The 14288-nt window shown below is 44.1% G+C and carries 7 protein-coding genes; 2 read left to right on the top strand and 5 right to left on the bottom strand.

Annotated features, from left to right (window positions below; genetic code table 11):
* Positions 1 to 14 precede the first annotated feature (14 nt).
* The gene (locus NST45_RS01400; RefSeq protein WP_339824630.1) at positions 15 to 1553 is read right to left on the bottom strand and encodes a response regulator; all 1539 of its coding nucleotides are present in this window, start codon (positions 1551 to 1553) and stop codon (positions 15 to 17) included.
* A 261-nt stretch (positions 1554 to 1814) separates the two neighbouring features.
* Here NST45_RS01400 and NST45_RS01395 point away from each other — a divergent pair, with 261 nt between their 5' ends.
* Both NST45_RS01395 and NST45_RS01390 read left to right on the top strand, forming a co-directional pair.
* Positions 1815 to 3017 carry an MFS transporter gene (locus NST45_RS01395; RefSeq protein ID WP_339824627.1) on the top strand — a complete coding sequence of 401 codons (1203 nt, stop codon included), beginning with the start codon at positions 1815 to 1817 and terminating at the stop codon, positions 3015 to 3017.
* Positions 3010 to 3675, top strand: coding sequence for a TetR/AcrR family transcriptional regulator (locus NST45_RS01390; protein ID WP_076141806.1), 666 nt, complete (start codon positions 3010 to 3012; stop codon positions 3673 to 3675). Before NST45_RS01395 ends, NST45_RS01390 begins: the two co-directional genes overlap by 8 nt.
* Before the next feature lie 38 nt (positions 3676 to 3713).
* Here the strand turns inward: NST45_RS01390 and NST45_RS01385 are convergent, their stop codons facing one another.
* The 4 genes from NST45_RS01385 to NST45_RS01370 all read right to left on the bottom strand — a co-directional run bounded on the left by NST45_RS01385 (position 3714) and on the right by NST45_RS01370 (position 14254).
* Positions 3714 to 4784 carry a trifunctional transcriptional activator/DNA repair protein Ada/methylated-DNA--[protein]-cysteine S-methyltransferase gene (locus NST45_RS01385; protein WP_036685413.1) on the bottom strand — a complete coding sequence of 357 codons (1071 nt, stop codon included), beginning with the start codon at positions 4782 to 4784 and terminating at the stop codon, positions 3714 to 3716.
* Between the two features lie 7 nt (positions 4785 to 4791).
* The gene (locus tag NST45_RS01380; protein ID WP_339824623.1) at positions 4792 to 5580 is read right to left on the bottom strand and encodes an isocitrate lyase/phosphoenolpyruvate mutase family protein; all 789 of its coding nucleotides are present in this window, start codon (positions 5578 to 5580) and stop codon (positions 4792 to 4794) included.
* A gap of 162 nt (positions 5581 to 5742) precedes the next feature.
* On the bottom strand, positions 5743 to 6669 hold the full coding sequence (locus NST45_RS01375) for a DMT family transporter (RefSeq protein WP_339826086.1): 927 nt from the start codon (positions 6667 to 6669) through the stop codon (positions 5743 to 5745).
* Between the two features lie 208 nt (positions 6670 to 6877).
* Positions 6878 to 14254: a pectinesterase family protein gene (locus NST45_RS01370; RefSeq protein ID WP_339824621.1), complete on the bottom strand. Its 7377-nt coding sequence runs from the start codon at positions 14252 to 14254 to the stop codon at positions 6878 to 6880.
* Positions 14255 to 14288: the final 34 nt, after the last annotated feature.

Below are 14288 nucleotides of genomic sequence, written 5' to 3'. Positions count from 1 at the left end.
ACACCTTGCTTCCCCTAGAGCTGTTGGTTCTTATTCTCATTTTTATACACGGATGGTACTACCCCTACAAGCAGCTTAAACTTATCTATAAAATAATCAGTGTTAGAGAATCCCACCTGCACCGCTATATCCGATATCTTTAGCTGTGTTCGTTTCAGCAGACTTTTCGCCTCTTCAATCCGTTTGGCATTTAGGTATTCACTAAAGCCCTGACCCGTTTGCTTTCTGAACAGTTGTCCCAAATAGGTAGAATTAATATGAAATTGTTGTGCCAAATCCTGAAGCTTTAATTTATTCCGAAATTCACGATCCACATACTGAATAACCTTGTAAATCGTATTTCGTTCATTCTGCTGCTCTAATTCAGACAGATAGACGGCAGCCCGTTCACACAGACTTTGTACATAACGGCTTAATATAAAATAATCACTAAGCTCACCTAGATTTCCGTATTCTTGCTGAAGCTTAATCATAATCGTATCCGGGTCTCCATTCATTTGAGCTATAATTCTACAGATCGTAAGCTCTAAATGGGCCACTTTTGCTTTTACAACTTCAAGGGTCAGCAGATTCTCGACGAAAGCAGTGAACGCTTCTTTTACACAAGGCTGGATCTGTTCCGTATCATTCGTTTGGACCTTATGCAACAGCTGTCTGAAATGATCCTCATGAGGTTCTTCCTTTTTCAGGTTTCTAAGCTCACTATAATAAAAGACCCCTCTTTTCTGCTGGTGCGTTTTTCGTTTCCATACCTCAAGTGCCTGCCTATAAATCTCTCGAATAGAGCTCACCCCGACCATTCTGCTGCTAAGTGCTAGAAAAACCGGTTCCGGTGATTGCTCAGTGAGATCCGAATACATCTGGTTGACGATAGACTCCAGGCTCTCATTCCCGATAGAAGCAGACTGAAGAATGATCCCCGCTCTTCCCGATCCGTCTTGAAAGAAGCAGAAATTTTCCTTGGAAAAATAATCGCTTATCTGCGGCTGGTATGGATTCATAGAGGAGGCCGGTTCAATAAGAATACACATTACCTCTGCATCCGCTTGAAGCTTCAAGGTGTTTCGGGTTAGAAGCTCTAAATTTTCGTTATACTCCCCTTGGATCAGGCGATTGATGATATTATTTACGATAAAAAATTGCTTTTTATCAAACTCCTCATTGGAAGCGATTTCATTTTGGATTATTGGAGTGATCCTGCTTAATAAAGCCTCTATTTCTTCATCATCAATGGGTTTTAATAAATATTCATTTACCCGCTGGCGCAATGCCGTACGTGCATACTTGAAATCATCATATCCAGACAAAATCACAAATTTAGGAGGTTTCTCCATCACCTCATTCAACTTTGTAATAAGCTCAAGACCGTTAATTACAGGCATATTAATATCCGTGAGAACCAGTTCCGGTTTATTCTCCTGGATAAGCCTCATCGCATCCGTGCCGTTTTGAGCTTCACCGCAAACTTCATAACCATATTTTTCCCAGTCGATCATCGTCCTTAGCCCCTCTAGAACCCAGGGTTCATCGTCCACGATCAGAACCTTAAGCATGATGTTCGCTCCAATCTTATTAAGATAAGCCCGCGCTTTACACCAAAATATATAGATCATGCTATCATACTTGGATAATGATGTGAATTCATAAATTTTCCTTCTTTTGTTTAAAACAGTACTTTTTTTACTTGAAAAAACATACTAAAAACAGCGTATCCTAAATTTCAGACACACCTTTACAAGGGCCCAACAATCCATTATTATGATTTACATTGAGTAAAGGATTACACAGTGTAAATATTATGGGAGGGCTAAGATATGAGCAGCTTATCTAAGTCTGCTAGATTTCCACTTTTCATTCTAATGTTGAATCTATTTATCGCTTTATTGGGGCAAGGTATGGTCATTCCCATTCTACCTGAATATCTGAAACTGTTTAATGCGTCAGGGGCTGCCGCCGGATATCTTATTGCGGCTTTTGGAGCAGCACAGTTTATTTTTTCACCTATAGGGGGACAGCTTTCGGATAAATGGGGCCGAAAATCAATGATCATTTCCGGAATGTTTTTAACCGTCCTTACAGATCTGATATTTGCTGTATCTACGACATTGCCCCTACTTTACATCGCTAGATTTATTGGGGGTATAGGTATCGGAATCATGGTCCCTTCCAATATGGCCTATGTCGCTGATATCACCACCCATGAAACCCGTGCAAAAGGTATGGGGTACTTGGGGGCTTCCATGAATTTGGGTATGGTACTTGGTCCAGGGTTAGGCGGGATTATCGCTGGGTTTGGCATACGGGTGCCTTATTTTTTTGCGGGTGGACTTGGGCTTATCGCTACGATACTTTGTTTTTATATGCCAGAGACACTACCAAAGGAAAAACGGAAATCCGTTAACAAACAGGACCCTCGGGAATCCATTCGTAATCAAATCGTAAATTCATTCCGGACGTCCTATTTCCGCTATCTTCTGCTCATTCTGATCATGACATTTGGTCTGATGAATTATGAAACGGTGTACGCCCTTTTTGTGGAACAAAAATACGGTTTTGATGCAACGAAAATCTCAATCATTATTACGGTTGGTGCTATTATAGGCATTATTGTGCAGATCTGGCTGCTTGATCATCTGATTAAGAGACTTGGCGAGATAAAGCTTATACGTATATCATTGGTGATGACCGCTATAACCTTATTGTTGATGATATTCAAGATCAATTTAGGTTATTTATTAGTTGTATCAGGTTTATTTTTTGCTTTTAATGCTTTTTTGCGCCCCACAGTAAGTACATTGATTGCCAATTCAGCTGGCGATCGGCAAGGATATGCTGCCGGATTAAATACAACGTACACCAGTATAGGAAACATACTTGGACCCATTTTAGCGGGATTGATGTTTGACAAACATATTAATATTCCCTATATTTTTGGGGCAATTATCCTGGCATCTGCCTTTTTCATCACCTTACAAAAACCAAAAAAAGAGCAAGAAAGGAGTGTCGCCCATGACTGAGAACTGGCACCAGAATTTAAAAAACAAAAACCGGGAAGAATTAATTGCTGCGGCGAAGGATCTTTTTATGAAGCAAAGCTTTCTCAAAGTTAATATTAAGGATGTCTGCGACGTGGCTGGTGTAAGCCGGGTTACCTTTTATAAGCATTTCCAGTCCATGAACGAACTGATTTTTGAGGTCCAGATGGAAATTCTGGAGAGCATGACGCAATTTGTTAGAAGCGCACCTTCTTCAATTGAAATGAATGGTAAGCAAATGCTTGCTTCGATGCTTAATGCTTGGATTGATTATGCCCGGCAACACCCAGGTTACATCAAATTCATTCTTCTATTCGATTTGCATTTTGAAGCCTATGATTACAGTAAAGAACTCAAAGAAAAGTACAAAGATTTTGTGATGCGGGGAAAAGAACGACATTTCTTAATGGATGCTCTGGAGGCCGGAGTTAAAGATGGATCGTTAAAATTTGATACAGAACCCTTATCCACTGCTCATTTCATCTTCACGTCTATGATGGGTTTATTACAGAAAATGAGCCTGATTTCCAAAGACGATTTCAAAAACGAACTTCAGGATATTCAAATTGCTAACCGATTTGTGGACATGTTAGTTCAGTATTTAAGTACAGAAAGTGATGAATCTCCTGCCTTGAAGTAAGGGGATCCATCACATTCTACGTAATAGAGAGAAGTAGTTTAAATGAAATTATTCTGATTTAAGGAGCGGTTAGACTCATGTTTGATTAACCATTCTTTTCTGGCAAGCCCGCCTCCATAACCACCCAATTCACCATTGCTGTTTATCACTCGATGACATGGAACCAAGATTGAGAGTTGATTGGTACCATTCGCCCTTGCTACAGCGCGGCAAGCAGAGGGATTATTGATTTTCTCTGCAAGCTCCTTATAAGAAGCTGTCTGTCCCAGAGGTATTTTCCGGAGTTCATTCCACACCTTTTGCTGAAAGTCTGAGCCCAGATAACGAACCGGCGTTGTAAATTCCGTAAGTTCACCTGTGAAATACAGCTTCAATTCCTCCTCAATTTGGTGAAGGACGGCTACCTTTTCAGGTAATATAGTTGCATTTAAGCGAGTGCGTAATCTTTTGATTTCATTTTCAAGACCCTTGCGATCCACAAATTCCAGCAGTAAAAGACTCTCTTCATTGGAGATGGCCAGCATGGAACCCAATATCGTTTCTATCCAAGTACAGTACAGCACTTTAATCTGCTTGGAATGATTCGGGACAGTCCCCATCGTTCGTGAAAAGGCATCCCTAAACCCATTGCTCGAATCGTACCCGCTTTCCAGTTGTGCGTTAATGATTGAATCCCCATTCCTAATATGTTTGAATGCCAGTCCTAAACGTCTAGAACGTGCATATTCGATAAAGGTCATCCCGAATTGTTTCTTAAATTGGCGGCGTGCCGTGTTTGCACTAATAGACAGCTCATCAAAATCTTTATCTGTCCATTTTCGTTCCGGATTGCTCTCAATAGCTTCTACAAGCAGCTTTACTTCAGGAGACATTTTTGTTGGATTGGATAACGGCTGACACCTTTTACATGGTCTATATGATGCTAATAAGGCTTCCTTGGCTGTAGCAAAAAACTCACAATTTTCTTTTAATGGCTTTTTAGCGGGACAAGTTGGCCTACACATGATCCCCGTTGTCTTCACTCCTACAAAAAATACGCCCTCATAATTCGAGTTTTTCTCGACCAGCATCTTATAATATTTATTGATATCCTGCTCATTAGTTATCATAGTATGGTTAGCTCATTTCTAAATAAAGTCCTGAGGCGTCAAGCGTTTGCCGGGCATTTTCCTGAAGATTATGTTGTGCCTGAAAGAAACTACGCGGGCCATAGCTAATCCGTTTCACGCCAATTTTTTGCAATTCATGATTTGAAAGCATACCGTCCATAACCATGATATTCACAGGCAGTGGCGATTTTTTGACAAATTGTTCAATCAAGCTTGGATCAGCGAGCCCCGGTATAAAAATCCCATCCGCTCCAGCGTCAGCATAAGCATAGGTACGTTCTATAGCTTGATTCACTAGATCCATCGAATGTTCCTTATCCTTGAAAAAAATATCCGTTCTAGCGTTAATAAACACACGCTTTTGCAGTTTGGAGGCTACTTGTTGTATGGTTTTGATCCTACGGCTTTGTTCGCTGGTCTCCCATAGTTCATTGTTAGGATGATTTACAATCTGATCTTCAAAATTGATACCACAGATGTCTAATTGAAATAACTGCTCCATGTTATGCGCTAAAGTATCCTCATCTACAGCATATCCACCTTCGATGTCTACGGTCAATGGAACCGCTACTCGTTCTGCAATCCTTGATATCATCCAAAGCATAAGCTCAAATGTAAGCTGTTCACCGTCCGAATATCCCCACGCTTCCGCCATGGAATAGCTGCTAGTTGCTACCGCCTTTGATCCAGCTTGCTCTATTGCTTTAGCTGAGGCTACATCCCAGCAGTTGTACAGGATCAGTGGATTTTTTTGATCATGCAGCGTTTTAAAATAGTCATAGTTTTTACTGTTCATAAGTGGTCATCTCCATTTAGTTAAGAATAGAACCACTATATATTAGACATCCATTATCGATACCAGAAAAATTAACACCAATCTTTTTTTCCACAAAAAAAACACCGATAGATAATCTAATCCTCTCAGGATCAGATCATACCATCGATGCCAGTTTGCCGATTAAAGTTCTACCTTACGGAGTGATTGTTTTGGTGATGGTTTGGATGACTTATTCCCTGTCCCCATCGGTAGGATTTGTGGAGCTGCGATCCCGATCAGAACTACGATAATCCCGATCCAGCGAAGTAATGATACCTCTTCTTGCAGAACTAACACGGAGGCTACTACAGCTGCCGGTAACTCCGCTGCCCCTAAAATCGCGCCTAGACCTGAACCCAGCTTCGGAACCCCGATCGAAAAGAACAGAACTGGAATTACGATGCCCAACAAACCTAGAGGTAGGCCGTATTTCCAAAGCCCATCGCTAATCGCACCGTCATATAAAAACGAAGGAGAAAAAACAGTCATAATAATAACCATTGCACTAGTGGTCATATACAAGCTTTTATTAACGGCAGGTACCTGCGTAGCTACTCTTCCACTCACAAAAATATAGAAGGCAAACGACACGGCTGACATTAAGCCAAAAACCACACCAGTGGTCGTGATTCCACCTACACTCGGCTCAAGGATGCCCCCCGCTAATACCGTACCAATTAGAAGGATAACCATCGAAATCACTTTTTCCCGACTAGGAAGTTTTCGATCTACAACCGCCTCCAGAATTACACCGATCCAAGTAAATTGGAATAACAGTACAATCGCAATCGAAGCAGGCAATTGTTCAACGGCGAAGCCATAAAATATGCCAGTTAAACTGATGGTGATCCCAGCGGCTAATAATTTCCCGCCTGTTTTTAGCCCTAATTTCTTTCGGGAAAATAATAAGACCAGCAAGAGCAGCATACACCATCCAAAAAAGTATTGTGATCCTACCAATTGTTTCATTCTAAAGCCATCGTTCATTCCAAGCTTGACGATCGTAGAGAGTGAGCCATAACTACAAGCACCTAAAAAAACTAGTAAAGCATATTTGAATAACTTCATATTCATCGTAAACCTCTTCCCTTTCTCTTGAGCAAGCTCATTAACATAATAAAGCCCCTTGTCATCGAAATGACAAGGGGCGATTGAAACCAAAGAATACATCTTTGACAAAATTCCGCCACTCCATCCACTGGATAGAGTTTGGTTTATTTACTTGTAACAACTCCAATCATAATATGATAAATCACACAGGGTGTCAACTTGAAATTTAAGGATTTAGCTGGAACAATCGATAGACAATAACAGCTGCCTGAGCACGAGTTGTATTGGCTTTAGGTGCAAAGTTATCTTTGCCTACACCTTGAATAATCTTTGCTCCGCTCATGAATTGTACAGCCTCACGAGCGTAGGATGAAACGTCAGCGGCATCATTGAAACTCACTGGCTGGTCCACTCCCACGACCGTAAGTTTAGCGAGTTGTGCTGCACGATAAGCCATCAACGCCATTTCCTCACGGCTAATCGTTTCATTAGCACCGAAGGTTCCATCGGATCTGCCCTGAATAATTCCTAGCTGCTGAGCAGCAGCAACGGAGCTGTAGTACCAAGCCTCCAGCGAAACATCCTTAAATGTACTTGCCGCATTACCTTCCTCTAGCTCTAATGCAAGCATCAGCATCTTTAGGAACTGTGCCCGAGTTACATTCAGCTGTGGCCCGAAGTTATGATCTCCGGTGCCATTCAGAATGTCTCTGGCGGCAAGGGCTTGAATGCTATTTTGTGCCCAGCCTAGTCCAGCGATATCCTTAAAGGAATTTTCCGCATATCCTACTGCGAATCTGCTGGAATTGTCTGGTCTGAAGATGATCTTGCCAGTTGTAGGATTAAACTGGGAGTTTCTAACCACCTCTACAGTCCCGTCTTCACGGATTTGGTAGGCTACTATTTGTTCTACACCTGAAGTTGTCTTTGGTTTGTAATCCCGTTCAACCTTCAGTCCACGCCCAAAGCTGTCAAACTGTTTGCCATCAACAAAGAACTTAAACTCATAAATATCCCCGACATCCGTCTGAAGCGACAGTGTATTCGCGTCAACTTTGCCAACTACAAGCTTAACGCTTGCGGCGTCAGATCCTGCCATCGCAAGAAGCAGGTCAGCATTTATTCGGAACGTAGACAATCCCATGTCTATTTCCAAAAGTTGAATTGCTTTTGCTCCCGCTCCAGCCAACTCACGAGCTGGCAAGGTCAGTTCAACCACCGAGCTGGCAGAGGATGGCTTCACTGTGATTCTCAATACTCCATTCTGCATTGAGCCAATTGCTTGTTGCAGAATCGTCGAGGATACCTCTGCAATAGCTTTACCATTCACATCCGCTGTCACGGAAAGAGTAACTCCATCTGCGTTCACAGTTGGTTCCGGTTGTTTCACTGGTTTGACTGTCGTTGAAGATGAAGTACCGCCCGATTCTGAAACCTGCGATTCTGCCTTAATCTCAATGGACATCGTACCTACAACACCGGAGTCATCTTTAGCTGTCGCTCTCACCGTTACTTTGCCTGCTGCAATTGCAGTGAGCAAGCCGGTATCCGTAATAGTTGCTCGCTCAGTAGCTGATCCATCCTCATTCACTACTGACCAGGTCACTGCTGGATCGGATGCATGGTCCGGCAGGATTACAGCTGCCATTTGCAGGGTTTGCCCTGACTTGATTTCGCTCACATTATCTTTGGAGGAGACTTTTATCTCCATGACGGATATAGGAATGACATGAACAACCGATTGTGCCTCATGCAGGATGTCAAAATCAACATCTGTGTTGGATCCTCGGAAAGAAATAAATCCAAGCGGCACGGCGATTTCACGGTTTGTCTTCTTCGCTTTGAAGATGATTTCTAAGAATTCCGCATCATCGGTCAGGATATTTCCTGCCTCCGTTCCAGCTACACTAACTGTTATTAGACCTGGACTGTCCTCATTAATATGAGTGATGCTGAATCCGTCTGGCAAGGTCTGAGCGGATATGAATTCCACACCAGATACGTCATATGCCATGGTAAAGTCTACAGCATACACTTCCTTGTAGACGGAGGTAGTAACATTTGTAAGCCCTACACGGTAAGTGAAATCCTGTCCTGCCACCACTGTGACCGGTCCGTTCAGCGTTGCAGCGGGCAGATTACGGGCAATCTCATCTTGTCCGCTGATATTAATCTCTAGGCTTCCGGATACTCCACTTCCATCTAGAGCTCGCGCAGTTACTTGTACGCTACCGTTCTTTCTAGCTGTCAGCAAGCCCTTCTCATTAATAACCGCTTTATCCGTAGAGGTTATCCCATCTGCTTCAGTTACCGTCCAGATAACTTTAGGATTCGTCGCATTCTCTGGAAGCACAGAGGCTTGCAGCTGCAAGGCACCGCCCTTCGACTCAATGCTGCTAATTCCATCTTTACCCGTTACAGTAATTGAAGAGACATGTACCGCAGGTATCTGCTCTTGACCCACTAAGATCTTGGATTGCTGTGGATTCCAGCCATCACTTCCACCAAGCACAGCTTCAATCGTATAGGCAGCTGCCTCTTCTGCTGTTAATTGTTTGGACCAGCTGTAACGTGAAGCTGCATTAGCACCCTCTCCGTAACTTAAAAACTCAGAGAACCGTGCAGTTTTGGAACGACCTTCATACCATTCATGCCAGCCAGTAGCACGAATATGAGCTCCCATCTCCGTGTTAATGAAGGTAGAGCTGCCATATTCTCTCCATGGCCGGCCCAAATCAACGGTTCCAGCAGCAACGCCCTCACTGGCAGTTAGTCGATTATTGATGAACACATAACCAGGCTTACCCGTTGCCGTGGAAGGCGCAGTAACATAGCCAGCACCCGCACTTTGAATCACATTATTCTCGAATACAGCAGCGGAATTACCAAAGATAAAGTCCACTGTACCTTCAATATGGCTATCGACGAAATAAGCTCTTCCCTTGTCTGCGAACAGGGTATCCTGATATCCAAGAAGTTTAACATTTCTGTACACTCCCCGGTCTCCTTCAGCATATAAAGCGACTGCCTGACCGGCATCCCGCCCAGCACTGTTCTCAACCGTCATGTTCTCCAGTGTGAAATCAGTTGCCGCAACCTTTAATGTATAGCTGCCGCTGGTGCCCATTTCTTTACCATCTGAGCCAATGGTTTTCGCGGAGTCACCGTTAATAAGTACGGTACCTTCCCGGCTCTCACCGATGATACTAATATTCATCTTACTAGAAGGTACAAGCACCTTCTCCTTATACGTGCCGTTCTTCACTTTAATAATCGTGGTTAGGGCACTATTATCAGGTGCTGCTTGAATAGCGTCATTAATCGTTTTATAATCTCCTGTCCCATTCTGAGCAACAATAATGACAGGAGCTGGAATTCCCTTGACCATCTCGGATGGAAGACTGGCACCCTTATCACCGATGGCGATTACCGCATATTGATAGGCAGTCCCGTTGCTCAAGCCTTTATCGGTATAATCTGTTGCTTCGATGCCGTCGGCCACGACCGCATAGCTGCCACCGCTCTCCGAGCGTAGAATTTGATAGCTGCTAGCTCCATCAGCTACATTCCAAGTCAGATGGATATCAGTGTTGCCAGGCTCAACGCTAACTCCTTGTGGAGCCTGCGGCTGGCCGGAATTCTTGTATGGAACCGCTGGGGTAGCAGCTGAATCTAGACTACTACGGGTACCGCTTATTGCTTTGACTTTGTAATAATACGGTGTTCCGTTTACGAGCCCAGCATCAGTAAAGCTTGTGTCTGATAAATCAGACCCGAGCACTTCATAAGGACCATTCGCCGATGAGGCACGTTTGACAATGTACTGGCTCGCCTCCTCAATCGCTGGCCAGCTTAGTTTCATTACACTGTCACCAGCTTCCGTGGAAACGACAGGTGTTCCCAAAGGAGATTCCGGAGTAGCTTCAACAGGCGCTGATTCTTTTCCCTCCCCGGCCACATTTGTTGCAGCTACGACGTAACGGTAGGTTTGCCCGTTGGCCAAACCTCCGACGCGGTAAGTTGTGCCGGTGATTTCTTTTGCCACGAGTTCATAGCTACCTGAAGTCTCATTCCACTTCTTGATGCTGTAGCTGGCTGCATTCTCCACAGCTTTCCAACTGAGATCCAGTTGTGCATTCCGACTTACAGCCGCAAACGATTCTGGCGCAGGCAATTTCACCGCCAAAGCGGATGGGGTAATACTAATTTCATTGGAATTTCCCGATTCACCAGTGGGCGCCGTCGCCGAGATAACATAATAATAGGTAGTTTCGTTGGTAACTTCATTATCAATATATGATGTCTCTGTAATAGCATTGGCAATAGTCTCATAAGGCCCCCCGCTCTTAAGACTTCTCTTAACATTGTAGGAAGTTGCGCCTTCAAGAGCAGGCCATGATAGCTGGGCTGCTTGGTTTCCTGGAAGCCCAGTCAGTCCAAGCGGTGTTTCAATGGGCTCAACATAGATCTTTAAATTGTCTAAGTAATAATTTCCTGAGCCGCCGCCCGGTGTCTTGGACAAGATACGCCCAATGCCGTAGCTGGCGAAATTCGTGGTTGTGAACGGAAAAGAGCCAGCAGGCTGATCATCGATATATACATCCACTTTATCGTTGTTCACATCCACCTTTAGCTTCAGGTTGTACCATTGTTTTAGGGAATAAGAGCTCATCAGTTGATGATACTGGCTGCTCCCCCTGCTCATGGTTAGCGTATATTTACCTGTAGCTTCAGGAAGCGTTGGCTTTCTGCTCTCAATGGAGAATGCCGTTTTGCTTCCATCTGTACTCTGGGCCTGCAGGAACACCGAGGTTCCCGATTCTGTCGCAAACATAAAGTCAGTGTCAATAACCAGTGCACCTGTAATTGGCGCAAATTTACGGATAAACTGCACGCTGCCGTTCGCACCATCGAACACATTCAACACTTGATCTGACGTATTCCCTTTACTGTCAGACGGTGTGGGAGATACAATAACCTTTTGAATTTCAGTCTGTGGATTTGGAGTTACATCATAATACTCTGGTGTCACACCTACGGCAACCTGCTCGAAGTCTTCATCCACATAATAGACATTACCTGCTTCACCTTCAGCTGTAGCGCTGGCCTCATCGGAATCAAAGCTTTCACCAAGCTCATTCACCGCGCTGACCACGTAATAATAAGTTTTTCCGGAGCTGAGTCCGGAATCAGTATACAAGCTATCTTTAATTTCAGTATTAATCGTTTTGTAGGGACCGCCGGAAACCTCGCTACGTTTAACACTATACGACTTGGCAGAAGCAACGTCCTCCCAATTCAACTTCACTTTCTCTTCACCGGCTGTGGCTGTAAGTCCACGGGGTGCGGCAGGAAACTGATCACTAAGCGGTTTCAGCTCCACCTCACTGAAGACAGACGCATTATAACGATTAACCTCGTTATCTACCTTAGCAGCATCGGCTGCAAGACCAAAATAAACCGTATCATTCAGGTCAAGCTTCACCGTGCCTACCTTGCTCCATGTTACTTTATCCGGCGATACCAGACCTGTCACTTCGTTACCAAGACGAACCAGCTTCACCCAATAAGGTGTATTGATGAAACTGTCCGGTTCTGTTTTTACCACCTTGGCTCCTGTGGTGGAGCGGGTAATCATAACTCCCTTCTTGCCATATTTGACATAAGGGATTGCCAGCATCGTCATTTTAGAATTGTCATTGAGATCATCACGAATCATGACACCTGCTTTGGCATAATCATCAGTTCCCGTTACGGAGTCGATTCTAGCAATAATTTCACCATTGCCTGTCAGGGTTTGATAAGCAAACTGAAAGTTATCAACAGCAGTTTCGCTCTCCGATGTAGCTCCGATAAGTCCAGCCGATTTGAGCGTAATTTTCCCGCTATCTGGATGAAGTGTAGTCACTCCCGCTATCCCTGGACCACCAACATCCACTGAAGTCCACGGAAGAACGGATCCAGAGGTGTTGACATGTATAGCTACGTTATCGGATTGTGTCTTAAGCCCTTTATTGTCTATAGCCTGAACAACAAGATAATAGGTACCATCCTGCACATTGTTCCAATTGAAACTATAAGGTGCTGTGGTAGCTTCGTCTTGCTTCACACCATTAACGATAAATTCCACCTTAGCAATACCATCGCTATCACTGGCAGAAGCTGTAACATTCACCTCGCTGCCTGACTCTATGATTTGGTTATTCACAGGATAATTGATAGCGGTTACAGGATTGTCCGTATGCTCATTCCCTGATTTCCCTAACACAATGAGATCATTCAGATACACTTCTAAATTTGTATATCCCTCCGAAGATAACGTCGACTTCTTGCCATCCTCAGGATCGGTAGGATCTAGTCCATTAGCAATCTCCCAGCTATCATCCATACCGTCATGATCCATGTCGATTACATTGGAAGCTGTCTCTGTATAGTCTGGGTAACCGCCTATTTCAATAGGTGAATTAATATGCTGTCCAGTGCGATTCTTCACATCATTAATGACACGCGCATCGTAAGCATCACGTCTTGGCAAAGTGGCACCAGCATCAGCCATTACATTTGCGTAGGCTTCCTCCGCCGACACTGCCGTATAGGGGTTAGGCATCTTTGCCGGCTCCGCAAGCTTAGAGATATTCGAATACTTTTGCACACCCTTCCAGTTGTCTTCGGTAACCTTCGGATTACCATCCATGATGTTCCCATCTATAAACAACCGGGTTTCTGGAGACACTTCCCCAAACAATTGATTTTTTACACTGGTGTAGGTGTTTGGACCATTTTTATAATAATTGTTAGTGATATTATATCGATAATCTTCTGCTCCCCCACCATAGGTCGAAGCGAATCCCCAGTTATAGATAACGTTATTAGACATTTCCGTCAGGTCCACCAATTTGGTCACCGTCGGCAAACGGGGGTTGCGGCTGGTGCTATGAGCAATCAGATTGTGAAGGAAACTGGCATTTTTGCCACCCCAGATTCCTCCGTAGCCGTGACGTCCCTTCTGGTGAGTCGTCATCAGCATACTTTCAGCGGATATCGACCATTGTACGGTAGTATTCTCGTTGTCATACAGACTGACCACTTCATCCACCGACCAGCTGAATGAGCTATGATCGATAATGAGATCCTTATGGTACCTTGATCCAAAAGCATCATCTTCACTAGCTACCCGGTCGCCTAACCGGAAACGCATATAGCGCATAATAATATTGTCAGCTTCAACAGAGGTTGTGTAGTCGGCAATTGTAATTCCGTCACCTGGAGCCGTTTGCCCGGCAATCGTCAGATTTGAGCCGGTAATCTTGAGGGATTCCTTCAGATGGATGGTTCCCCCCACTCGAAAAACAATGGTCCGATTACTTTGACTTACCGCATCGCGGAAGGAGCCGGGGATCGGAGTTTCCTTGATACCATAATCAGCCAACGTCGTCACTTCATACACAGGTTGAGCTCTTCCGCCGGTTACATATTTGCCGCCGCCTTCCGCACCCGGAAAGGCAGGAAGCGCTTCCAAAGAAGCGGCCTCGACACCACCAAATGGCATACATGTTGCAAGAAGACTCGCGACCAGCGCCCCAGATAACCATTTTTTCTTCATACAAGACCTCCTAATATCTATTGGAATAAGAAGG

This window comes from Paenibacillus sp. FSL R7-0163 (genome assembly GCF_037969975.1).
In the GTDB taxonomy this organism is placed as follows: domain Bacteria; phylum Bacillota; class Bacilli; order Paenibacillales; family Paenibacillaceae; genus Paenibacillus_AQ; species Paenibacillus_AQ odorifer.
Note: the sequence above shows the minus strand (reverse complement) of the source record. Positions and strands in the feature narration are given on the sequence as shown.